This window comes from Azospirillum brasilense, from assembly GCF_007827815.1.
Classification (GTDB): domain Bacteria; phylum Pseudomonadota; class Alphaproteobacteria; order Azospirillales; family Azospirillaceae; genus Azospirillum; species Azospirillum brasilense_C.
The window spans coordinates 439,006-462,490 of the sequence record NZ_VITH01000002.1; the positions used below are offsets into that span (position 1 = coordinate 439,006).

General features: G+C 69.5%; 19 protein-coding genes. 8 read left to right on the top strand and 11 right to left on the bottom strand.

The features are described 5' to 3' along the window. Positions 1-121 precede the first annotated feature (121 nt). The 6 genes from FBZ83_RS05975 to FBZ83_RS31815 all read left to right on the top strand — a co-directional run bounded on the left by FBZ83_RS05975 (position 122) and on the right by FBZ83_RS31815 (position 7,317). Positions 122-487, top strand: coding sequence for a chemotaxis response regulator CheY (locus tag FBZ83_RS05975; RefSeq protein ID WP_014241240.1), 366 nt, complete (start codon positions 122-124; stop codon positions 485-487). 3 nt (positions 488-490) lie between these two features. Next, positions 491-1,600, top strand: coding sequence for a protein phosphatase CheZ (locus FBZ83_RS05980; protein ID WP_145681500.1), 1,110 nt, complete (start codon positions 491-493; stop codon positions 1,598-1,600). Between the two features lie 200 nt (positions 1,601-1,800). Then, the gene (locus tag FBZ83_RS05985) at positions 1,801-2,538 is read left to right on the top strand and encodes a protein phosphatase CheZ (RefSeq protein ID WP_145681501.1); all 738 of its coding nucleotides are present in this window, start codon (positions 1,801-1,803) and stop codon (positions 2,536-2,538) included. 155 nt (positions 2,539-2,693) lie between these two features. Then, positions 2,694-3,512, top strand: a complete 819-nt coding sequence (locus tag FBZ83_RS05990) for an outer membrane protein assembly factor BamD (protein WP_145681502.1) — start codon at positions 2,694-2,696, stop codon at positions 3,510-3,512. Between the two features lie 8 nt (positions 3,513-3,520). Then, complete coding sequence (gene recN, locus FBZ83_RS05995; protein WP_145681503.1) at positions 3,521-5,191, top strand: DNA repair protein RecN; 1,671 nt, start codon at positions 3,521-3,523, stop codon at positions 5,189-5,191. A 263-nt stretch (positions 5,192-5,454) separates the two neighbouring features. Further along, positions 5,455-7,317, top strand: a complete 1,863-nt coding sequence (locus FBZ83_RS31815) for a carbohydrate-binding domain-containing protein (RefSeq protein WP_247888162.1) — start codon at positions 5,455-5,457, stop codon at positions 7,315-7,317. 119 nt (positions 7,318-7,436) lie between these two features. Here the strand turns inward: FBZ83_RS31815 and FBZ83_RS06005 are convergent, their stop codons facing one another. Together FBZ83_RS06005 and FBZ83_RS06010 are read right to left on the bottom strand one after the other, a co-directional pair. Then, a complete protein-coding gene (locus FBZ83_RS06005) occupies positions 7,437-8,783 on the bottom strand; it encodes a globin-coupled sensor protein (protein WP_186465987.1) in 1,347 nt (448 codons plus the stop codon). Positions 8,784-9,163: 380 nt separating this feature from the next. Continuing rightward, positions 9,164-9,706, bottom strand: a complete 543-nt coding sequence (locus FBZ83_RS06010) for a hypothetical protein (protein WP_145681505.1) — start codon at positions 9,704-9,706, stop codon at positions 9,164-9,166. Positions 9,707-9,937: 231 nt separating this feature from the next. Here FBZ83_RS06010 and ligA point away from each other — a divergent pair, with 231 nt between their 5' ends. Continuing rightward, the gene (gene ligA / locus FBZ83_RS06015) at positions 9,938-12,325 is read left to right on the top strand and encodes an NAD-dependent DNA ligase LigA (RefSeq protein ID WP_145681506.1); all 2,388 of its coding nucleotides are present in this window, start codon (positions 9,938-9,940) and stop codon (positions 12,323-12,325) included. Positions 12,326-12,448: 123 nt separating this feature from the next. Then, on the top strand, positions 12,449-12,847 hold the full coding sequence (locus FBZ83_RS06020; protein WP_145681507.1) for a bacteriohemerythrin: 399 nt from the start codon (positions 12,449-12,451) through the stop codon (positions 12,845-12,847). A gap of 397 nt (positions 12,848-13,244) precedes the next feature. Here the strand turns inward: FBZ83_RS06020 and lpxC are convergent, their stop codons facing one another. The 9 genes from lpxC to murG form a co-directional block, all read right to left on the bottom strand. Continuing rightward, positions 13,245-14,189 (bottom strand): UDP-3-O-acyl-N-acetylglucosamine deacetylase, encoded by a 945-nt coding sequence (lpxC, locus tag FBZ83_RS06025; protein WP_145681508.1) that lies wholly within the window; start codon positions 14,187-14,189, stop codon positions 13,245-13,247. Positions 14,190-14,548: 359 nt separating this feature from the next. Next, positions 14,549-16,339 carry a cell division protein FtsZ gene (gene ftsZ, locus FBZ83_RS06030; protein WP_145681509.1) on the bottom strand — a complete coding sequence of 597 codons (1,791 nt, stop codon included), beginning with the start codon at positions 16,337-16,339 and terminating at the stop codon, positions 14,549-14,551. A 145-nt stretch (positions 16,340-16,484) separates the two neighbouring features. Next, the gene (ftsA, locus tag FBZ83_RS06035; protein ID WP_038530575.1) at positions 16,485-17,747 is read right to left on the bottom strand and encodes a cell division protein FtsA; all 1,263 of its coding nucleotides are present in this window, start codon (positions 17,745-17,747) and stop codon (positions 16,485-16,487) included. A gap of 68 nt (positions 17,748-17,815) precedes the next feature. Beyond that, the gene (locus FBZ83_RS06040; protein WP_145674494.1) at positions 17,816-18,778 is read right to left on the bottom strand and encodes a cell division protein FtsQ/DivIB; all 963 of its coding nucleotides are present in this window, start codon (positions 18,776-18,778) and stop codon (positions 17,816-17,818) included. Further along, complete coding sequence (locus FBZ83_RS06045; RefSeq protein ID WP_137139126.1) at positions 18,763-19,713, bottom strand: D-alanine--D-alanine ligase; 951 nt, start codon at positions 19,711-19,713, stop codon at positions 18,763-18,765. Before FBZ83_RS06045 ends, FBZ83_RS06040 begins: the two co-directional genes overlap by 16 nt. Then, positions 19,710-20,636: a UDP-N-acetylmuramate dehydrogenase gene (gene murB / locus FBZ83_RS06050; RefSeq protein ID WP_145681510.1), complete on the bottom strand. Its 927-nt coding sequence runs from the start codon at positions 20,634-20,636 to the stop codon at positions 19,710-19,712. Before murB ends, FBZ83_RS06045 begins: the two co-directional genes overlap by 4 nt. 13 nt (positions 20,637-20,649) lie before the next feature. Beyond that, entirely contained in the window at positions 20,650-22,065 is a 1,416-nt protein-coding gene (gene murC, locus FBZ83_RS06055) for a UDP-N-acetylmuramate--L-alanine ligase (RefSeq protein ID WP_014241223.1), read from the bottom strand. Between the two features lie 7 nt (positions 22,066-22,072). Beyond that, positions 22,073-22,333 carry a hypothetical protein gene (locus FBZ83_RS06060; protein WP_145681511.1) on the bottom strand — a complete coding sequence of 87 codons (261 nt, stop codon included), beginning with the start codon at positions 22,331-22,333 and terminating at the stop codon, positions 22,073-22,075. Further along, a complete protein-coding gene (murG, locus tag FBZ83_RS06065) occupies positions 22,330-23,481 on the bottom strand; it encodes an undecaprenyldiphospho-muramoylpentapeptide beta-N-acetylglucosaminyltransferase (RefSeq protein WP_145681512.1) in 1,152 nt (383 codons plus the stop codon). Before murG ends, FBZ83_RS06060 begins: the two co-directional genes overlap by 4 nt. Between the last annotated feature and the right edge of the window lie 4 nt (positions 23,482-23,485).

Genomic DNA, 23,485 nt, shown 5'->3' on the forward strand with positions numbered 1-23,485 from the left:
ACTTTTCGGCAGACTTAAGGCATCACAGTCGGACCAGATCGACCCCGGCGCACGCCATGCCGCGCCGGGCGGCTGAACGCCGGGCCGGTGCCCAGCAACGGAAGAATGCGGAGACGCGTAGATGAAGATCCTTGTCGTCGATGACTACGCCACCATGCGGCGCATCGTGCGGAACCTCCTGACCCAGATCGGCTACACGGACATCGACGAGGCCGGCGACGGCGTCTCGGCCCTGCAGAAGCTGCGCGAGAGCAAGTTCGGCCTCATCATTTCCGACTGGAACATGGAGCCGATGACCGGTCTGCAGCTCCTCAAGGAGATCCGCGCCGACGCCAAGCTCGCTTCGACCCCGTTCATCATGGTCACCGCCGAGAGCAAGACCGAGAACGTGATCGCCGCCAAGCAGGCCGGTGTGAACAACTACATCGTGAAGCCTTTCAACGCCGATACCCTGAAGCAGAAGATCCAGGCCGTCATCGGCGGGTAAGGAGTGGTTGGGTTGGATCAGCTTCCGCAGCTTTCCGAGGAAGAGTTCGACCAGATCGAGGAAGCGATCGCCCGCACGACCAAGGGGCGAGCCTTCCTGCGCCGCTTCCACCGCCGAGCCCATGGGGCCGCGGCGGAGGAGGTGCGCAAGATGCTGCTGGAGTTCCGCAGCTCCTGGCATCAGCAGAGCGAGGTGGTGGAAGCCTCCAAGCACGTCGAGGTGCTGCGGCGCGAGCTGATGGAGATGGCTGCCTCCATCGAGCAGGCGCGGCGCGAGGTCGCGGCCCTGCGTCCGCCCGACGCCGGCGGCGACAAGATCATATCGGCGACCAACGAGCTGGACGCCATCGTCATCTCCACCGAACGCGCGTCCTTCGAGATCCTGAACGCCGCCGAGCGGCTGATGGACCTGTCGGGCAAGCTGAAGGCGGAGGGCGCCGACCCCGGCCTGTGCTCCGAGATCGAGGGGGAGGTGACCAACATCTTCACCGCCTGCTCGTTCCAGGACCTGACCGGCCAGCGCACCAGCAAGGTGGTCAACGCGCTGCGCTACATCGAGCAGCGCGTCAACGCGATGATCAACATCTGGGGCGTCGAGAAGCTCGCCGGCCTCCAGGTCGCGCCCGAGAACACGGACACCCGGCCGGACGCCCATCTGCTGAACGGTCCCCAGCTCGACGGCCTCGGCGTCAGCCAAGCCGACGTGGACAGCATGTTCGACAGCCCGGCGATGGCGGCACCGCCCCCGCCGCCGGCTCCCGAACCGCCGCCCGCTCCGTCTCCTGCCGACGCCCCGGCGGCGGCCCAGGCCGGAGCCAAGGCGAGTCAGGCCGACATCGACAGCCTGTTCGACAGCCCGGCTCCGGCTCCGGCAAAGGCCAGCCAGGCCGACATCGACAGCCTGTTCGACAGTCCGGCCCCCGCTCCGGCCGCGGCTCCGCCGCCACCCGCTCCGGCTGCGGCCCCCGCCGCGAAGAAGCCGGTGCCGAAGCCCGCCTCGGCGGCCAAGCCCGCTCCGAAGCCGGCCGCCAAGCCTGCGGCCGCCCCGCCGCCCGCGGCGGACGAGCCTCCGGCGCCGCTGGATCAGGCGGCCATCGACGCGCTGTTCGGCTGACCTCCCGGTCAACAAGACGGTTCGGCGTCGGATTTGTGAAGAGTTGCCGCCGCGCCAGACGGCCGGCGCATTGGGACCTGAAGTTTGCTATGACAATCGTCGCCCGCCGGGTCGATGCCGGCCTTGGCGGGCAGTCCTGACCAGACGGGCCGGCGTGCGCGGATGCCCCGGACGTCCCTTCGGAAAGAGGCGCAGCCCGCATGAGGAATCTCTCGAAACCCTTCATGGCGGAGCTTCAGAAGGCCCGCCGGACCGGCAACCCCTACCAGGGGGTGGTGGATGACACCGCCGCCCTGGCGCCGGCGCTGGCCTCGCTGCCGTCCGGCCCGGTCACCGTGGACAACAGCGACGTCATCCGCGCCATCAGCGATCTCGGCGCGAAGCTCGACCGCTTCCTGACCATGGACGCCCAGCAGATCGACCAGATCCAGGTCGAGATCGCCGACATCTCGGGCCGCATCAAGGCCACCAAGGTGGAGATGGCGGCGATCCGCCACCCGCTGGCCGGCGACGACAAGTTCGTGCAGGCGTCGCAGGAACTGAACGCCGTCGTCTCGGCGACGGAGGCCGCCACCAACACGATCATGGCCTGCGCCGAGGAGCTGGAGGAGGTCGTTCACGAGCTGAAATCGTCGCTGCCGGAGGGCTACCACGCCGACCGCGTCAACGACATGAACGACGTGATCGTCCGCATCTACGAGGCCTGCAACTTCCAGGACCTGACCGGCCAGCGCATCACCAAGGTCGTCCGCGCCCTGTCCTTCATCGAGGAGCGCGTCGACGCCATGATGAGCCACTGGAACAAGCGCGAGTTCGAGGCGATGCCGTTGCCGCCCACCGTCACCAAGATGGACGAGACGCTGGAGCTGCACGGCCCGGCCGACCATCAGGAGATGGGCAACATCAGCCAGGCCGATATTGACGCCCTGTTCGGCTGATCGGTTCGGCTGACCGGACCCCGCTTCCCGCCTTTCAATCCGGGCGCCCGGCCGCGTCATGGCGGCGAGGTTCGAAATTTGTTCGCCGAAGCGGCTTGCCGCCCCCGCGCCCCGGCGTGCTATATAGGGCCAACTTCGAAAGCATCGCGACGACCATGCCCCGCCGTTTTTCCCGTCTGCCGCTTGCGGCCCTCCTCCTGGCTTCCGCCCTGACCGCCTGCTCCTCGACCAAACCCGAGGACCAGTATGTCGAGCGACCGGCCGAGCAGATCTACCAAGAGGCCGACGCCGCCATGCGGGAGGAGCGGTTCAAGGTGGCCGCCAAGCTCTATGACGAGGTGGAGCGCCAGCACCCCTATTCCGAATGGGCGGGCAAGGCGCAGATCATGGCGGCCTACGCCCATTACCAGGATCTGAAGTACGACGACGCGATCCTGGCGCTCGACCGCTACATCCAGCTCCATCCGGGCAGCCCGGACGTCGCCTACGCCTACTACATGCGGGCGCTGTCCTATTACGAGCAGATCACCGACGTCCGCCGCGACCAGCGCATGACCCGTCTGGCGCTCGATGCGCTGTCGGAGGTCGTGCGCCGCTTCCCGGACAGCCAGTACGCCCGCGACGCCAAGATCAAGATCGACCTGACCAACGACCATCTCGCCGGCAAGGAGATGGAGGTCGGGCGCTTCTATCTGAAGCAGCGCCAGTACACCGCCGCCATCGGCCGGTTCCGCATGGTGATTGAAAACTACCAGACCACCTCCCACGTCCCTGAGGCGCTGCACCGGCTGGTGGAGTGCTATCTGGCGCTGGGAATCACGGACGAGGCGAAGACCGCCGCCGCCGTGCTCGGCCACAACTTCCCCGGCAGCGAATGGTACACGGACAGCTACGCACTGCTGGTGGACGCCAACGTGCGTCCGGAGCGAAACGAGAAGTCCTGGATCAGCAGAGCCTGGAGCTCCCTGTTCTAGGACGATCCATGCTGGCGTCGCTGACGATCCGGGACGTCGTCCTGATCGAACGGCTGGGGCTGGGCTTCCGCAAGGGGCTGTGCGTCCTCACCGGCGAGACCGGCGCGGGCAAGTCGATCCTGCTCGACGCGCTGGGTCTGGCGCTGGGCGCACGGGCCGATTCGGGCCTCGTCCGTCACGGCGCCGATCAGGCGTCGGTGACGGCGGAGTTCGATCTGTCCGGCGACCATCCGGCACTGGCCATCCTCAAGGAGCAGGGACTCGACCCCGAGGAGCGGCTGGTCGTCCGCCGCACCGTCAGCGCCGACGGACGCAGCCGCGCCTGGGTCAACGACCAGGCGGTCGGCGTCGGCCTGCTCAAGCGGCTGGGCGAGGAGCTGGTCGAGGTCCATGGCCAGTTCGACACCCACGGCCTGCTGAATCCGCAGACCCATCGCGGCGTGCTGGACGCCTACGCCGGGCTGGCCGCCGAGGCCGCGCAGGTCGCCGCCACCCACCGCGCCTGGAGGCAGGTCGAGGACGCGCGCGCCAACGCCGCCGCCGAGATCGCCCGCGCCCGCTCGGAAGAGGAATATCTTCGCCACGCCGTGGCCGAGCTGGACGCTCTGGCCCCCAAGGCCGGCGAGGAGGAGGAACTGGCCGAGACCCGGGCCGTGCTGATGCACCGGGAGAAGCTGGTCGACGCCCTCAACGCCGCCTATGCGGAGCTGTCGGGCGACCGTGGGGTGGAGCGCGCCCTGTCCTCGGCCATCCGCACGCTGAGCCGCATCGCCGACAAGGCCGCCGGCAAGCTCGATCCGGTCATCGCCGCCCTGGACCGCGCCGCGACCGAGGCGGGGGAGGCCATCGCCGGTCTCCAGGCCGTGTCCTCCGACGTGGACATGGACCCGCAGGCCTTGGAGAAGCTGGAGGAGCGGCTGTTCGCCCTGCGCGCCGCCGCCCGCAAGCACGGGGTGGACGTGGACGCGCTGGCCCCGCTGCGCAAGGACATGGCCGACCGGCTGCTGCTGATCGAGGACCAGGGCGACCTGCTGGCCCGCCTCGCCCGCGAGGCCGAGGTCGCCCGCGACGCCTACCGCAAGGCCGCCGAGTCGCTGAGCCGGGAGCGCCAGCAGGCCGCCGGCCGTCTGGACGCCGCCGTCGCCACGGAACTCGCCCCGCTGAAGCTGGAAAAGGCGAAGTTCCGCACTCTGGTCGAGCCGCTGGCCGACGAATCGAACTGGACCGCCGCCGGCATGGACCGCGTGGCCTTCCAGGTCGCCACCAACCCCGGCTCGCCGCCGGGCGCGCTGAACAAGATCGCGTCGGGCGGCGAGCTGGCGCGCTTCATGCTGGCGCTGAAGGTGGTGCTGGCCCAGACCTCGACCGTCGGCACGCTGGTGTTCGACGAGGTGGACACCGGCATCGGCGGCGCCGTCGCCGCCGCCGTGGGCGAGCGGCTGAAGACGCTCGGGCAGGGGCTCCAGGTCCTGGTGGTCACCCACAGCCCGCAGGTCGCCGCGCGCGGCTCCATCCACCTCAAGGTCCAGAAGTCGGTGAAGGGCGAGCAGGTGACGACCGGCGTGGTCGAGCTGGACGGCGACGACCGCCGCGAAGAGATCGCCCGCATGCTGTCCGGCGCCACCGTCACCGCCGAAGCCCGCGCCGCCGCCGACAGCCTGATCGCCGGGCGGGGGTAGCGGAACGCCTCTATCCCCTCTCCCCTCTGGGGAGAGGGTTAGGGTGAGGGGGTTGCGCTTTTGCCGGACGAACCGCTGTGCGCACCCCCCTCACCGGCCCTTCGGGCCACCCTCTCCCCTGAGGGTAGAGGGCTAAATCCTCCATCCAGGTCACAGCAATCGCCCGCAGCGGTCATACGGCGGCCACAGCAAAACACGCATAGTCCAGCCTTGCGCGCCCGGCGACGGGCGCCGTTCGCCCAAGAACGAACAAGGTTGGCAAGATGTCGAACAGCTCCGCTTCCGCCGGCAACGTCGTCGTGATCGACAGCGGCCTGTCCTCCGCCTGGAACACGGGCCGGCTGGTCTATCAGTATGACTTCTACGGAAACGACAACGACGTCATGGTCGCCAACGCGAACACGCACGGCGCCCTGGTCACCGCGGAAATCCTGGAGAACGCGCCGGACGTCGGCATCATCGCGCTGAAGGTCATGCCCGACGACGGCAGCGGCGCCAGCGAGGCCAACATCGAGAAGGCCCTGCAGTGGGTCGTCGCCAACGCCGACGCCTACAACATCACGGCGGTGAACCTGTCGCTGGGCGGCGGCGCGCAGACGACCGCGGCCACCACCTCGATTTCCGACGAGCTGGCCGCTCTGGCCGCCAAGCGCGTGCTGACGGTGGCCGCCGCCGGCAACAGCGGCGACGGCGGGGTGTCGCAGAGCGTGTCCAGCTACTCCGCCGACGTGAACCAGATCTGCGTCTCGGCCTCCACCGGCGACGGCGCCTTCCCGTCCTGGGCGCAGCGCAGCCCGACCCTGACCGACGTCTGCGCCGACGGCACCGACGTGCGGATCACCAACCTGTCGGGCGTCACCTACACGGCCAACGGCTCCTCCTTCGCCGCCCCGGCGGTCACCGCGGCGGTGGCGCGGGCGCAGCAGGCCTGGGTGGAGCAGACCGGCACCCGGCTGACCCAGGACGAGTTCCTCGACCTCGCCCGCAGCACCGGCAAGGCCATGGGCACCGCCGGCTATTTCGAGCTGGACACCGACGCCCTGCTGGCCAAGATCGCCCAGTCCGCCCCGGTGGCGACGGCGCAGAGCGCCACGACGATCACCGTCAACGCCTCCGGCGCCCCGGCCGGCGGGGTGAACGCCCATTTCAAGCTGCTGGTCGACGGCAAGACGGTGGGGCAGGCCACGGTGGATTCGGCGGCGAAGGATTTCAGCTTCACCACCAACCTGACCGCCGAGCAGGCGCACAAGGTTCAGGTCCAGTACGACAACGACGGCTTCGTGAACGGCCAGGACCGCAACCTGTTCGTCCACAAGGTCACCATCAACGGCACGGCGCACAGCCCGACCGCCGCCAACGTCACCTATGACAAGGGCGCGCTCGACGGCAAGGACGTGGTCAAAGGCCAGTCGTCCATGTGGTGGGGCGGCACGCTGGTCGTCGATGCCCCGGCGAAGGACTTCCCGGCCCAGAATGTCCCGGTTGGGGCGGCGCCCGCCAACACGACCATCACGGTCAACGCCTCCGGCGCGCCGGCCGGCGGGGTGAACGCCCATTTCAACCTGCTGGTGGATGGCCAGAAGGTCGGCGAGGGCATGGCCGGCACCGCGGCCAAGGATTTCACCTTCGCCACCAACCTGACCGCCGACCACGCCCACAAGGTCCAGGTGCAGTACGACAACGACGCCGTGGTGAACGGGCAGGACCGCTCGCTGTTCGTCAATAAGGTCACCATCAACGGCCACGCCGTCGCCCCCACGGCGTCGAACGTCACCTACGACAAGGGCGCGCTCGACGGGAAGGACGTGGTGAAGGGGCAGGCCGGACTGTGGTGGAACGGCACGCTGGTCGTCGATGCCGACAAGTCCTGGTTCCCCTCCACCATCGGGACGGGCGCCACCGGGACGGGCGCCGTGGCGTCGGCCCTTTCCACCGACCATTCCGCGGCCGGCCAGGACACCGTGTGGCAGCATCTCGTCGCCCAGGGTCTGGAGGCGGCGGCCCCGTCGCACGGGGACCACACGACGGCGCTGTACGAGGCCGTCCCGTCGATGGACGCCTACACCCACGCCGCGGCCCTGGCGGAGCACCATTCCGACCCGCTGCATCCGTTCGACGCGGTTTGAGGGCGGGGCCGGTCTGAGGGCGGCCCCCCGTCACGAAGGACCGTTCCGCCTCGTCCTGTGTGGGGTGCTGTCCGGCCGGTGCGCGGTCTTCGCGCGTGCCGGCCGCCCGCCGGCGCCGGTCACGCCGCCACGCGCAGGGACATCATGTGCGACAGGAACTTGTCGAGCGCGGCGCGCAGTTCCTCCGCCGTCCCGGTCAGCCGCGCGGTGGTGTGGAAGGCGTCCTCGACCGACACCATGACCGACCGCGCGCCGTCGGCGAGGTGTCCGGCCTCCTCGGACATGCGCTCGGCGGAACGGCTGGCCTCATGGATGTTCTCGGCGATCTCCCGGGTCGCGTCGTTCTGCTGGCCCATGATGGACAGCACGTCCTGCGAATGGGTGCGCAGCGCGCCGACCACCGTGCCGATGCTGGCGATCTCGTCGCGGGTCCGGCCCGTTGCGCCGTCGATCTCCTGAAGCAGGCGGGTGATGTCCTCCGTCGCTCCGGCGGTCTGCTTGGCGAGCACCTTCACCTCCGCCGCGACCACGGAGAAGCCGCGCCCGGCCTCGCCGGCGCGGGCCGCCTCGATGGTGGCGTTCAGCGCCAGCAGGTTGGTCTGGTTGGCGATGGCGTTGATCAGCTTCAGCGTCCCGCCGATCCGCCCGGCGATCCCGGCCAGCGCGGTGACCGCCTCGGTCGAGCGCTGGGTGGCGGCCTGCGCGTCGTCGACGATGGAGAAGGCGCTTTCCATGCGCGACACCACGCTGTGGTTGGTGGCGGTCAGCTCCTCGGCGGCGGCGGCGATGGCGCGGGCGTTGCTGGCCGTGCCGGACACCGCGCCGGTCAGATGCTCCGTGCGCACGCCGGTGTCCTGGGCGATGCCGCGCACCGCGCCGGTCGCCGCGTTGACCGCCGCCGCCGAATGGCCGACGGTCTCGATGGCGCCCTGCACCGTGTCCCGGAAATTCTCCGCCAGTTCCACCAGCATCCGGTTGGTCATGGTCATCACGGCGGTGCTGTAGGCGTCGAAGGACAGGTCGAGGTCGAGAAAGATCGCGGTTTCCACCGCCCCCATGATCCTCATGGCGCGCGGCGCGTCGCGGCGGTGGCGCTCGCCGACCAGCGCGCCCAGTCGCCCGAGGACGAGCCGGTAAGCCCCGAAATACCAGCGCGGGTGCAGGCCGATGCGGTAATGCGCCTGGCCCACCGCCTTCACGCGCGTCAGATAGACATCGTCAAAGCTGCCGGAGAACAGGTGCCGCCAGTGGTTGACCTGCGCGTCCTTCAACCGCTCCAGCGACTTCCCGTCCAGGATCTTTCTGAGGTCGGGAATGGCGAGGAGGTGATCGTAGAAGTCCTTGAGGATCACCGGCAGCTGAGGCTCGGCGATGCTCCAGGCTTCCTTCAGAAGCGTCGCCGTTTCACCGCCGATCCGCAGAAAGGAGAGGCGGTCCTGAATGCCGCCTTGAATGCCGCTGTCCATGGTCTTCGTCTCGTTGTTCTTGGTTGGCGTGCGTTGAGCCGCGGCACGTCCGGGGCTCCTCCCGGCGGATCGCCGCTGGGTCATCACCATGAAGAGAGTATGGGCATGACAGTTTTACCAATTGGTTTCGCGCTCTGTTGCAGCATTGAAAAATGCTGGAGCTATCGAACTGCTTGCTGTCATAAGTGAAAAACAAGGAAATAAGATCATTTCCCGTTATCACTCCTTGCCGTGGTCATAGGAAATACGACCAGTTCTCAAGGCGCTGAAAATCTTTGAAAAGATGGTGCGGAGCGCAGGTGTTCCGTCGTCCGGGGATTTGCCGACGGAACGTTCTAATACTCCTGTATGCGACAAGCGGGCGCAGGCTTATGCCGGTCTCAGGCAGCGCGCTTCCAGGGCTGCCAGCCGCCCAGGCGAAGTCCGATGGCGATGCCGGTGAAGGGAATGCGCAACTCCAGATCGCGGGGCTGGAAGAAGGTCAGGCGTTCCGGCGCGCCGGTGGGGCCGTATTCCAGGCGGGCGCCCTTCGGCTCCTCCGCGAACTCGTCGCTCATCACCTGCCAGATCTCCAGATCGTCCCCGTGGTTGGTGATCTTGTACTGGCCGCAGCGCCAGACCGGGGCCTCGCCCACGCCGCCCTCGACCACCTTCTTGTCGCCGTCCATCTTCACGTCGCCCACCCCGGCGGCGCGGCCCGACATGGACGGCCCCTGGCTTTCCGCACGGAAGCCCAGCCGCAGCCAGGCGGAACGGGTGCGCGGGATCATCCGGCGCAGCAGGCGCGCATCCTCCGTCGCGAATTGGTCGGGATCGTCGTACAGGATGCGGTCAAGCGCCGCGGCGATGACGAATCGATCGTCGATGGTCAGGCTGCCGGCGGTCAGGTTGCCGGGGGTCGCACGGCTGGTCGGCTCGGTCATACAGCACATCCGTTCACGGGCGCCGGCTCATCATACACGCAACCTCAGCACCCCCGCAGCTTTCTAGGTCTGCCCGATGGCGGCGGTTTCAAGGGTGGTGCGCGCGGGATCGAATGCCAGTCCGGCTCAAGGCCGGACTCCACGGCGCGTCCCTGCGGCGCTATGCTGCGCCCCCGGCGGCGCCCGCCGATCCAGCGCCGTCCACACGAGAAGGCACCGAAGAGACCCGCCATGAACGACCTGTTCGACACCCCCGCCGCGCTCCGCAGCATCCCCGTGGAGGAGCTGACGGTGGAGCAGGCGCAGGCGGAACTGGCCGCGCTGGCCCAGGAGATCGCCCACCACGACCGGCTTTACCACCAGCAGGACAAGCCGGAGATTTCCGACGCCGACTATGACGCGCTGGTCCGCCGCAACAACGGGATCGAGGCGCGCTACCCGGAGCTGCGCCGGGCCGACTCGCCGTCGCTGCGCGTCGGCGCCGCCCCGTCGGCGGCCTTCCGCAAGGTGCGGCACGCGCTGCCCATGCTGTCGCTCGGCAACGCCTTCGAGCCGGAGGAGGCGCACGAGTTCGTCGCCCGCGTCCGCCGCTTCCTCGGCCTGTCCGACGACGCGCCGCTGGAGTTCGTGGCCGAGCCGAAGATCGACGGGCTGTCCTGCTCGCTGCGCTACGAGAACGGCCGGCTGGTCCTGGCCGCCACCCGCGGCGACGGGACGGAGGGCGAGGACGTGACCGCCAACGTCCGGACCATCAAGGATGTGCCGCAGACCCTGGAGGCGCCGTTCCCCGCCGTCCTGGAGGTGCGCGGCGAGGTCTACATGAACCGCGACGACTTCCTGGCCATGAACCGCGCCTACGCGGAGCGGGGGGAGGACCTGTTCGCCAACCCGCGCAACGCCGCCGCCGGATCGCTGCGCCAGAAGGATTCGACGGTCACCGCGTCGCGGCCGCTCTGCTTCTTCGGCTATGCGTTGGGCGAGCTGTCGGAGCCGATCGCCGACACCCAGTGGGGCATCCGCGAGCGGCTGCGCCATTGGGGCTTCTCGCTGAACCGCCCGGCCAACCTGTGCAACGGCGCCGAGGCGCTGCTGACCCATTACCGCAAGATCGGGGAGGAGCGCTCGGCGCTGCCCTTCGACATCGACGGGGTGGTCTACAAGGTCAACAGCCTGGAGCTTCAGCAGCGGCTGGGCTTCGTCAGCCGGGCGCCGCGCTGGGCCATTGCCCACAAGTTCCCGGCCGAGCAGGCGCAGACCCGGCTGAAGGGCATCACCATCCAGGTCGGCCGCACCGGCGCCCTGACCCCGGTGGCCGAACTGGAGGACATCACCGTCGGCGGCGTGGTGGTCAGCCGCGCCACCCTGCACAACGAGGACGAGATCGCCCGCAAGGACGTCCGCATCGGCGATCTGGTGACCGTCCAGCGGGCCGGCGACGTGATCCCGCAGATCGTCGGGGTGGTGGAGGGGCAGCGCCCCGACGACGCCGTGCCCTACGTCTTCCCCGACCATTGCCCGGTCTGCGGCAGCCTCGCCGTGCGCGAGCCGGACGAGGCGGTGCGCCGCTGCACCGGCGGGCTGATCTGCGCCGCCCAGGCCAAGGAGCGGCTGCGCCATTTCGTGTCGCGCAACGCCTTCGACATCGAAGGGCTGGGCGAGAAGACCATCGAGGAGTTCTGGGAGGACGGGCTGATCCGCTCCCCCGTGGACATCTTCACGCTGGAGCGCCGGGTGGCGGCGGGCGAGATCGCCATCCTCGGCCGTCCCGGCTGGAAGGAGAAGTCGGTCGAGAACCTGTTCGCCGCGATCAACCAGCGGCGCGAGCGCATCGACCTGCACCGCTTCATCTTCGCGCTGGGCATCCGCCACATCGGCGAGGTGACCGCCAAATCGCTGGCCCGCCATTACGGCTCCATCGACGGCTGGCTGGAGGGGATGGAGCGCGCCGTCGCCACCATGCCGGGCGAGGCGTGGCGCGACCTGCACGCGCTGAACGGGCTCGGCCCGGTGAAGGCCGACGCTCTGCTGGCCTGGTTCGCCGATCCGGAGAACCTGCCGAAGCTGGACTTCTACGCCGGTCAGGAGGCGCTGCGGCTGGACAGCGTCATCAAGCTGCTGGGCATCAAGAAGGTGGACAGCCGGGCCGCCCAGGCGCTGGCCGGGCGCTACGGCGCCCTGGCGGAGTGGAAGGCGGCGATGCTCGCCGCGGTCGGCGCGCAGCCCGGTCCCGGCTGGGGCGAACTGGTCGCCATCCCCGACGTGGGCGAGGTCGCCGCGGAGGAGCTGGCCGGCTTCTTCCAGGAGGAGCGCAACCGCGCCATCATCGACGACCTGCGGGCCACCGGCGTGCGGGTGGCCGACGCCGAGCGCCCGAAGGCGGCCAGCGGCTCCCCCGTCGCCGGCAAGACGGTGGTCTTCACCGGCACGCTGGAGACGATGACCCGCACCGAGGCGAAGACCCGCGCCGAGTCGCTGGGGGCCAAGGTCGCCGGCTCGGTTTCGGCCAAGACCGACTACGTCGTCTGCGGGGCGGACGCGGGCAGCAAGGCCGCCAAGGCGCGCGACCTGGGCGTGACCATCCTCAGCGAACAGGAGTGGGCGGAGCTGATCGCCGGCTGAACGCCGTTTGGCCTTGGGGGCGGAAGGGGAGGGTCGGCGCGGCTGAGTGCCGCGTTGACGCTCCTCACCGCTGGTCCCATAAAGGGTCGAAGCCCTAAAAGAAAAACGAGGCGGAGGATCGCTATGGACTCCATTCAATGGTCGCGCTGGATGAGCGTCGGCATCGAAGAACTCGATGAGGATCATCGCGTTCTCGTGGACATCGTCAACAAGCTGGGCACGGACGAGAACCGCGCCTCTCCTGACGTCGTCGAAGCGATCCTCGACGAGCTGATCCATTACACCAAGGATCACTTCGCACGCGAAGAAGCGCACATGGCCCAGGCCAACTACCCGACCTTCGCCGCGCACAAGGCTCTGCACGACAGCCTGACGCGCAATGTCGAATCCTACCGCGAGCGCTTCCACGCCCATCGCGACACCATCACGGGCGACGCGGTGTTCGAGTTCTGCGCCGACTGGCTGGGCCAGCACATCCTGAAGGAAGACACCCGCTTCGGCGCCTACGCCGCGGAGCAGTGAGTGGTCTCATGTCCCCTCTCCCGTCCCGGGAGAGGGAAGGGGCCCACGCTGGTGGCGTGGGACGGGTGAGGGTGGTGGCAAGGATCAGCCCTTGATCCTCGCACGACCCTCGTCCGCCCGTTGCGTGGGCGTCCTCTCCGAAAGCGGGAGAGAGGATTTTGGCGGCGTCAACTCAGGTGAAGTCTTAAAAACACCACATAAAATATTGATATAATTCAATACTTCTACGATTTTGGGAGAGCGGCGCGGACATGAAGTCCTTCCACTCCCGGAAGGGGAGGGGAGTACGCGCGGGACCCCTCAGGCGCGAGCGCGGAAGGGGAGGGGGGTTGAGAAAAACGAAAATGCCCTCCCCGGAAGGGGAGGGCAGGGGCAATCCCGGCGTGTGAGGTGCGTCTTAGGCGACGGCGAGCCGCTCGGTCGCGTGCCAGACGGCGCCCGGCAGAGCCGTGCTCGGCGGGGTCTCGTAGCACCAGGCGCTGGTGTCGGCGAACAGAGCGCGCAGCAGCAGGTTGTTCAGGGCGTGGCCGGAGCGCACGCCGTGGAAATGGCCGACGAACATCGCGCCGGCCAGATAGAGGTCGCCAACCGCGTCCAGGATCTTGTGGCGCACGAACTCGTCGTCGAAGCGCAGGCCGCCCTCGTTCATCACCTCGTCGCCGGAGATGACCACCGCGTTGTCCAGCGAGCCGCCGCGGGCGAGGCCCATCTTGCGCAGGCCCTCGACCTCGTGCAGGAAGCCGAAGGTGCGGGCGGCGCTGATCTCGTCGCGGAAGGTCTCGGCGTCCAGCTCGACCTCGTGGCTCTGCTGGGCGATCGCCTTGCTAGCGAAGTCGATCTCGAAGCTGAAGCCCGTGGTGTGGTCCGGCGTGAAGGTGGCGCTCTTGTTGCCCTCGGTCACGGTGACCGGCTTCAGGATGCGGATGGCGCGGCGCGGCGCGTTCTGCGACACGGTGCCGACGCGCTCGATGGCCTCCACGAAGGGGGCGGCGCTGCCGTCCATGATCGGCACCTCGATGTTGTCCAGCGCGACCACGGCGTTGTCCACGCCGCAGCCGGCCAGCGCCGACATCAGATGCTCGATGGTGCCGATGGTGGTGCCGTGGGCGTTGCCGATGACCGTGCACAGCTTGGTGTCGACCACATGGTCCCAGCGCGCCGGGATCACCGCGGCGGGGCCGCTGAGATCGGTGCGCCGGAAGACGATGCCGCTGTTCGGCTCGGCCGGGGAAATCGTCAGGGTGACCGTCGCGCCCGTATGCAGCCCGACGCCCGAGCAACGCACCGGCTTCGCCAGGGTACGCTGCAGCATGCCTTCGGTCTTGATGCGATTCTGAGCCACGGTGTCTGTCCCGCTACAATCTTGGTCTTTGTGCGATCGGTCCGCGACTTGCCGCCGGTCTCCCTTGGGAGGGGCGGGTCAGCGCTTATGACCACATATGCTAGGTATCACTGCCCCCTGTGGACGACAAATCACTCTTTGTTACCGTTTGTTGCAGGGCGGTAGAGCGTCGTCGCCGGGCGCGAACCGGGGCGCTCCCCAGACACGAAAAGACCGCCCCCGGAGCGTTCTTGCGAAGCTCTGGAGGCGGTTGAAGTCTAACAGGTTGTGGATACCCGCCGATGCCACTTCGAAAGAGGCGGCGGCGACCGGCGGGTTGCTGTTGCCCTCAGATCAATTGGGCCAGCTTCGGTGACGCGTCAGTTGGCCTGACGGCGCAGGAAGGCGGGGATGTCCAGCGCTTCCTCGTCGATCCTCTGGGTGGTGCCGTCGACGCCCGTCGCCTGCGGGCGCGGGGCCTGCATCGGCGGCTGCTGCGCGGCCATCGGCGGCTGCGGCATCACCGGCTGCTGGTGCTGCGGCTGGTGCTGCTGGGGCTGATGGTGGTGCGGCTGATGCTGGGGCTGATGCTGCGGCTGGGGGGCCGGCTGCGGCGCCGGATCAGCCTTGCGGCCGGCCAGACCGGTGACCAGGCCGAACAGGAAGTTCGGCTTGCGGGCCGGCGGCTCCGCCTGGGCGGCGGCGGCGAGCTGGCTCGACATCGGGACCGAGGACTGGCGCGGGCCGGGATCGGCGGCCTTCGGGGCGATGAAGTGGCCGTCGCGGCGCTCGCTGTGCAGCGGACCGGTGGCGACGTTGCGGGCCGGGGCGTTCTCCACCGGCTGCATGCCGTCATGCCCCATCGGCATGTGCGGGTGGGGCGCATGCTGCGGGGCGTGCTGAACCATCGGGTCCATGGGCTGCTGGACCGGCTGCGGCGCCGGCTGCTGCACCGGAACGTGCTGCTGGAACTCCGACGGATGCGGCTGCTGGACCTGGGGCTGCGCGACTCCGCCCATCGGGCGCGGAGCCAGACCGGCGCCGGGGATCGCCGGGGCGACCTGACCGGGGGAGGCGAGCGGGGCCGGGGCGGCCTGGGTCAGGCCGGCGGCACCGGCGGGCTTCTTGGCGCCGCCGTTGCCGCCGTTGCGGTCGGAGACCAGCGACAGGTTGACCGGGTGCAGGGTGCGCGGGTTGGACATGGCCGCGGCGTCGATGCCGGTGGCGACCACCGACACGCGCATCACGCCGTCCAGCGAGCTGTCGAAGGTCGAGCCGAAGATGATGTTGGCGTCCGGATCGACCTCGTCGCGGACGCGGTTCGCCGCCTCGTCGACCTCGAACAGGGTCATGTCGTAGCCGCCGGTGATGTTGATGAGGACGCCGCGGGCACCCTTCATCGACACGTCGTCGAGCAACGGGTTGGAGATGGCGGCCTCGGCGGCCTCGATGGCGCGGCGCTCGCCGCCGGCTTCGCCGGTGCCCATCATCGCCTTGCCCATCTCGGTCATGACCGAGCGGATGTCGGCGAAGTCCAGGTTGATGAGGCCGGGCATCACCATCAGGTCGGTGACGCCGCGCACGCCGGAATGCAGAACGTCGTCGGCCATCTTGAAGGCGTCCGCGAAGGTCGTCTTCTCGTTGGCGATGCGGAACAGGTTCTGGTTCGGGATGATGATCAGCGTGTCGACGTACTGCTGCAGCTCGGCGATGCCCGATTCGGCCAGCCGCATGCGGTGCGCGCCCTCGAAGTGGAAGGGCTTGGTCACCACGCCGACGGTCAGCAGGCCGCGCTCGCGGGCGGCGCGGGCGATGACCGGAGCCGCACCCGTGCCGGTGCCGCCGCCCATGCCGGCGGTGATGAACACCATGTTGGCGCCTTCGAGGTGACCGATGATCTCCTCGAGCTGCTCCTCGGCGGAGGCGCGGCCGACGTCCGGCTTGGAGCCGGCGCCCAGGCCGCGGGTCATGGTGGTGCCGAGCTGGACGCGCTTCTCGCAGAGCGAGCCCTTGAGGGCCTGCGCGTCGGTGTTGCCGACCACGAAGTCAACGCCTTCGAGGTTGGACTTGATCATGTTGTTCACGGCGTTGCCGCCGGCGCCGCCGACACCGAAGACGGTGATGCGGGGCTTCAGCTCGGGTTCGATGCTGGGGATGGTCACGTTGATCATGTTATGGCCTCCACAACCTTTTGATTGGTTCGATGCTTTGCGTCGCGGGTTCTTTGCCCGGTTGGGTCCGGGTGGTGTTTTTAGGCAGGAATGCCGTGGCGCGGCGGGAGCCTTTTTGGGGCCGGGAACCTTTGCCGGTGGATCGTCATAGGTTCTCCCGCAGCCACAGGCCGACGCGCCCGAAGAACCCCGTGCCGGCGCCAGCCTCATGGCCCGCCACGGGAAGTTCCGCCGGATTGCGCACGGCGTGGAGAAGGAGGCCCGCGGCGGTCGAGTAGGACGGACCGCCTTGCGCCTCGTTCAGACCGGTGATCCGCGTCGGTCGCCCGATGCGGACCTGTTTGTCCAGGATCAGCTGCGCCAACTCGCGCATGCCCGGCAACTGGCTGGCGCCGCCCGTCAGGACGACGCGCCGGCCGACCAGCTTCGCGTAGCCGGAATGCTCCAGCCGCGAGCGGACATGCTCGAAGATCTCCTCCAGCCGCGGCTGGATGATGCGCACCAGATAGGATTTCGGCAGGTTGTTGGCGCCGAGGCGCTCCTCCTCGCCGACCTGGGGGACGTCGATCATCTCGCGCTCGTCGGCGGGGCTGGTGATGGCGCTGCCGTGCAGCGTCTTCATGCGCTCCGCATGGACGACCGGCGTGGTCAGCCCGCGCGCGATGTCGTTGGTGACGTGGTTGCCGCCCAGCCGGATGCAGTCCGACCAGACCAGCGTGCCTTCGGAGAAGACCGAGATCGTCGTGGTGCCGCCGCCCATGTCGATGCAGGCGGAGCCCATCTCCATCTCGTCGTCGACCAGACAGGCGAGGCCGGACGCGTAGGGGCTGGCGACCAGACCCTCGATGTCGAGATGGCAGCGGGCCACGCAGGTCTGCAGGTTGCGCACCGCCCCGGCGGGCGAGGTGATGACGTGGGCCTGGACGCCCAGCCGCTCGCCGTACATCCCCTTGGGGTCGCGGATGCCGCGGCTGCCGTCGAGCGCGAAGCCGACGGGGATCGCGTGGACCAGCGCCTGGTCCGGGCCGACCTGAAGGCTGCGGGCGTGGGCAAGCGCGCGGCGGACGTCGCTCTCCGTCACCTCCTGGCCGGAGACGGGGACCTCGGCGTTGAAGCCGTGGGAAATCGGGGAGGACACGTTGACGATCACGTCGCGGATCGTCTCGTTGGCCATCTGCTCGGCGGCGTGGACGGCGGCGCCGATGGACGTCTCCGCCGCCTCCATGTCGATGATGGCGCCGGCGCGCACCCCCGTGGCGATCTGGTGGCCGATCCCCACGATGCGCACGGCCCCCGCATCCTCGACGCGGGCGATGAGGCAGCAGACCTTGGTCGAGCCGACGTCCAGCGCGGCGATGATCCCGCCGCGCGTGGCTCGTTTTGGCTTTTTCGCCCCGTTGAAGCCCATGTTCAGCACAACCCTATGGCCTCGATGCGTCCGGTCGTTCGTGAGTCAGGAAAAGCGGTGAGGAAGGATCACGTCTTCTTGCCCGGCTTCTTCTTGTTCTCCTCCTCCGTCCAGGGCAGGACGGCGGTGGCGGAGGTCTGCAGCACGGCGCGGTCGTTCTGGCGCAGGTCGATGGCCACGATGTCGCGGTCGAGGACCTGACCCGTCGCGTCCATCTCCGCCAACTGGCGCAGCGCGGACGGCATGCGGGCTTCCGGCAGTTTCACCACGACACCGTTCTTCAGCTTGAGATCCCAGCGGCGGTCGCCGACCCAGGAGGCGGCGCTCACCTTTTCGCGCAGCGCCGGCACGTTGTCGAGGGCCGCGAGCAGCTTCGGCACTTGCATCGGCGCGTTGGCGCCGACGACCTGCGGCAGCGTCTCGATCCGCCGGTTGCCGCGCCGCGCCAGCTCGGTGGCGTCGGCCAGCGGGCGGCCTTCACGGTCGATGACGGTGAACTTGCGGTCGTGCTGCCAGATCGCCATCGGCTGCCGTTCCGTCAGGCGGACGAACAGGATGTCGGGCAGGTGCCGCTCGATGGAAGCCGAGGCCACCCAGGGCAGGCTCTCCAGCTTCTCCTTGGCGTCGGCCAGCGTCACGGCGAGGATCGGGTCGCCGCGCTGCACGCCGAGCACGCGCAGGATCGAGGACGGCTCGGTCTCCGTCCGGCCCTCGACCAGCACGTCGGCGATGGCGAATCCGGCCGACGCGCTGGCCTGGATCAGGCTTTCGTGAAGCGCCGCGGTGGTCTCGGCGAAGGTGCCGCGCTGCCACGCCGACGCGGCCATGCCGGCGACGACCAGGACCGGCGTCAGCAGGATCGCCGCCTTGACCGCGGGACGGGTCCAGCGCGGCCAGGCGCGGCGGCGGTTGCCTTTCTGCGCCGACTTCGCCATGGCGCGCGGCGGCACCGGCATGTCGTCGCGGCCCCGGTTCGCAGAGCCCCCGAAACCGGCGCGGAACTGCGGATCGATGCTCAGTCGAGTTGACATGCGGCGTTCTCCACCATCCAAGCGACGAGAGCCCCGTAGGAGAGCCCCACGGCAGCGGCCTGTTCAGGAACCAGCGACAGCGGCGTCATGCCCGGCTGGTTGTTGATTTCCAGGAAAAAGAGTCCGTCGGTCCCACTTTTACGATCATCCCAGCGGAAGTCGCTGCGCGAAACGCCGCGGCATCCCAGGGTCCGGTGGGCCAGGACCGCCAACCTCTTGGCTTCTTCCGCGACATGCTCGGGAATCTGCGCGGGCACAGTATGAACGGCATGACCGGCGCTGTATTTAGCCGTGTAGTCATACACCTGTGCTTCGAAGCGGATCTCCGTCACGGTCAGGGGGCGGCACTCGCCGTCCAGCCCGCCCATAACGCCGACGGTCAGCTCGCGGCCCGGGATGAATTCCTCGACCAGGGCGCGCTCGCCGAAGGTCCAGGCGTCGCCGACCGGGCTGTTCTGCCCCTCGCGCACCAGCGTGACCCCGACGGTCGAACCCTCGTCCACCGGCTTGACGATGTAGGGGGCGGGCATCGGGTGGGCGCCGCCGGTCAGCTCGCCCTTGGTGAGGACGAGGCCCTTGGGCGAGCGCACGCCGACCGGGGCGAGCAGCGCCTTGGTCATCGCCTTGTCCATGGCGACCGCGGCGGCGCGCACGCCGGAATGGGTGTAGGGGATGCCGAGGAATTCCAGCACGCCCTGGATCGTCCCGTCCTCGCCGCCGCGCCCGTGCAGGGCGTTGAACACCGCGTCGGGACGCGGGTCGGTCAGCGCGCGCAGCAACCCCTCCAGGTCGCGCTGCACGTCCACCGCGGTGACGCGGTAGCCTTCCTCCTCCAGCGCCTTGGCGACGCCGGCGCCGCTGACCAGCGACACCTCGCGCTCCGCCGACCAGCCGCCCATCAGGACGGCGACATGCTTCTTGTGGGGGGTGGTCATGCGGACGCTCCTTCGCGGGCCACGCCGACCCGCTTGATTTCCCACTCCAGCGTGACGCCGGAGGCCTCGAACACGCGGCGCCGGACCTCTTCGCCCAGCGCCTCCAGCTCCGCCGCGGTGGCGGCGCCCTGGTTGATGAGGAAGTTGCAGTGCTTCTCCGACACCTGCGCGCCGCCGATGGTCAGCCCGCGGCAGCCGGCCTTGTCGATCAGCTCCCACGCCTTGTGGCCGGGCGGGTTCTTGAAGGTCGAGCCGCCGGTGCGCGAGCGGACCGGCTGGGTGTCGGCGCGCTTGCCGGAAATCTCCGCCATGCGCTGGGCGATCTCCGCCGGGTCGCCGGCCGTGCCGCGCAGGGTGGCGCCGGTGAAGATCACGTCCTCCGGCACCCCTGCGTGGCGGTAGGTGAAGCCCATGCCGGCGTTGTCGTAGGACACGCGTTCGCCGCGGCGGGTCACGCCCTGGGCGGAGACCAGCACGTCCTTGATCTCGTGGCCGTAGGCGCCGCCGTTCATGCGCAGCGCGCCGCCGATGGTGCCGGGGATGCCCGAGAGGAACTCCAGCCCGGCGACGCCGGCGTCGCGCGCCACGGCGGCGACGTTCAGGTCGAGCGCCGCGGCGCCGGCCTCCAGGGTCAGCCCGTCCGCCGCGATGCCGGCGAAGCCACGGCCCAGCCGGATCACCACGCCGGGAACGCCGCCGTCGCGGATCAGCAGGTTGGAGGCGACGCCCAGCACCGTCACCGGCACGTCGTCCGGCAGTCCGGCCAGGAAGCCCGCCAGATCGTCGGCGTCCTCCGGCCGGAACATGACCTCAGCCGGACCGCCGACGCGGAACCACGTCACGTTGGACAGCGGCGCCGCGGCGGTCAGCCGTCCGCGGCAGGCGGGCATCCGGTCGATGAGGGAGACGGTGGTGGTTGTCATCGGAGAAAACCCGTCACGCCTTGCCCGACAGCTTGTCCAGCTCACCCGGCAGGGCGTTGGCCCACTGGGTGATGTTGCCGGCGCCCAGGCAGACCACGAGGTCGCCCGACCGCGCGATCTCGCGGACCAGCTGCGGCAGCTCGTCCGGGCCGTGCAGAGCGAGCACCTGACGGTGGCCGTGCATGCGCAACCCCTCGACGAGGCTGTCGCGGTTGACGTTCTCGATCGGCTGCTCCCCGGCGGCGTAGACGTCGGCCACGATCACCGCGTCGGCGTCGTTGAAGCAGGTGCAGAACTCCTCGAACAGGTTGGCGAGGCGCGAGTAGCGGTGCGGCTGGACGACGGCGATGGTCCGGCCGGTGCCGGCGGTGCGCGCGGCCTTCAGCACGGCGGCGATCTCCACCGGATGGTGGCCGTAATCGTCGATGACGGTGATGCCGTTCGACTCGCCGGTCTTGGTGAAGCGGCGCTTGACGCCCTGGAACTTCGCCATGCTGTCGCGCATCACCACGTCGGGCAGGCCCATCTCGTTGCCCACCGCGAAGCAGGCCAGCGAGTTCTGGACGTTGTGCGGCCCGTACATCGGCAGGCGGACGCCGATGATGGTCCGGCTCTCCCCGGTGTGGCGGTCGTCGATCACCACGTCGTACTCGGCCCCCTCGGTGCCCAGCCGCATGTTCACGGCGCGCACGTCGGCCTGCGGGCTGAAGCCGTAGGTGATGATGCGGCGGTCCGACACGCGCGGGATCATCGCCTGCACCTCGGGATGGTCGATGCAGAGCGCCGCGAAGCCGTAGAAGGGGATGTTCTGGACGAAGCTGTCGAAGGCGGCCCGCATGTTGTCGAAGGTGCCGTAATAGTCGAGATGCTCGGGGTCCATGTTGGTGACCACGGCGATGCAGGCCGGCAGCTTGATGAAGGTGCCGTCGCTCTCATCCGCCTCGACGACCATCCAGTCGCCTGAGCCGAGCCGCGTGTTGGTGCCGTAGGCGTTGATGATGCCGCCGTTGATGACCGTGGGGTCGAGGTTGGCGTGCTCCAGCATGTTGCCGACCATCGAGGTCGTCGTGGTCTTGCCGTGGGTGCCGCCGATGGCGATGGCCCATTTCAGGCGCATCAGCTCGCCCAGCATCTCGGCGCGGCGGACGACCGGGACCAGGGCGGCGCGGGCGGCGACGACCTCAGGGTTGTCGCGCTTGACGGCCGAGGAGACGACGACGACCGCGGCCCCGGCGATGTTCTCCGCGCGGTGGCCGATGCTGATCTGGATGCCCAGCCCGCGCAGCCGCTTGACGTTGGCGCTCTCCGCCAGGTCGGAACCCTGGACGGTGTAGCCGAGGTTGCGCAGCACTTCGGCGATGCCGCTCATGCCGATGCCGCCGATGCCGACGAAATGGATGGTGCCGATCGAGAGGGGGAGGGCGCGCATGTCTGGATTACTTTCCGCGGCGGAGCATCAGGCTGAGGGTGGCGTCCACGGCCATGTCGGACAGGCCGTAGGGAAGGGGCTGGGAACCGATCGTGACGTGCAGGCGGTCGCGCAGGAAACCAGCGCCGGCGCGCGGCAGCAGCGGGCATTCCGGCCGGTTGCTCCAGGCGCCTTCGGTCCGCGTCATGTCCGCCGGCCAGTCGCCCAGGGACCGGGACGGCCGGGACGAGCGGGGGCGTGCGATGGTGCTGCGCGTTGCCTTGATCATTCCGCGGCTTCCTTGGTTCGGGCGTGGTTCGGGTTGGCGATCATGTCGAGCACGGCGTCGGCCAGCCGGCGCGCGGCGTCGGCCATGCCCCAGCCGTGGGCGGCCTGCGCCGCGGCGGTCAGGGCGTCCGGCGATTCCAGCAGGTCCTTCAGGCGGGCCGCGAGCGCGTCGGCGGTGAAGTCCGGCTGCGCCATTACCCAGGCGGCCCCGGCGGCGGCGAGCTGCCGCGCGTTGGCCGTCTGGTGGTCGTCCATGGCATGGGGATATGGCACAAGAATGGCGGGGCGCCCGACGCAGGTCAGTTCGGCGATGGTCGAGGCGCCGGCCCGCGTGACGGCGAGATGGCAGGCGGCCAGCCGGTCCGGCACGTCCCGGAAGAAGCTCTCCAGCTCCAGCCCGCCGAGGCCCATGCCGGCGTAGGCGGCGCGCGCGGCCTCCAGGTCCTCGGGCCGGCACTGCTGCGCCAGATGGATGCGGGCGCGCAACTCGGCGGGCAGCCGGCCCAGCGCCTCGGGGATGACTTCGGAGAAGACGCGCGCCCCCTGGCTGCCGCCCATCACCAGGATGCGGACGGGGCCCCCAGGGGCGGAGGCGGGGGCGGGGACGGCGTAGGCGGCGTCGCGCTGGGCAGCGATGGCGGGGCGGACCGGGTTGCCGGTGCGGACGAGGCGCGGACGGTGCTCCTCCTTCACCGAGGCGACCTCGGGGAAGGCGACGGCGATGCGCCGCGCCGCGGCGGCGAGCATCCGGTTGGCGCGGCCCAGCACGGCGTTCTGCTCGTGCAGCATCACCGGCACGCGCGCTTGCGCGGCGGCGTAGACCGTGGGGACGGAGGGGTAGCCGCCGAAGCCGACGACCGCCGCCGGCTTCAGGTGGCGCATCAGCGCGTTGGCGCCGAGCAGGCCGAGGCCCATCTGCCACGCCGCGTTCATCTTGGCCAGCAGGTTGCCGCCGGGGGCGGCGGAGCGGATGCGGTGGACCGTCACCTCCGGCAGGCTGTCGCCGAAGGCCTGGCCGCGCTTGTCGGTGACCAGCGCCACCGCCTCGCCGCGGGCCAGCAGCTCGCGCGCCAGCGCTTCCGCCGGGAAGAAGTGCCCGCCGGTGCCGCCGGCGGCGAGGATGATGGGGCGTTGGGTGGTGTCGGCCATCGTC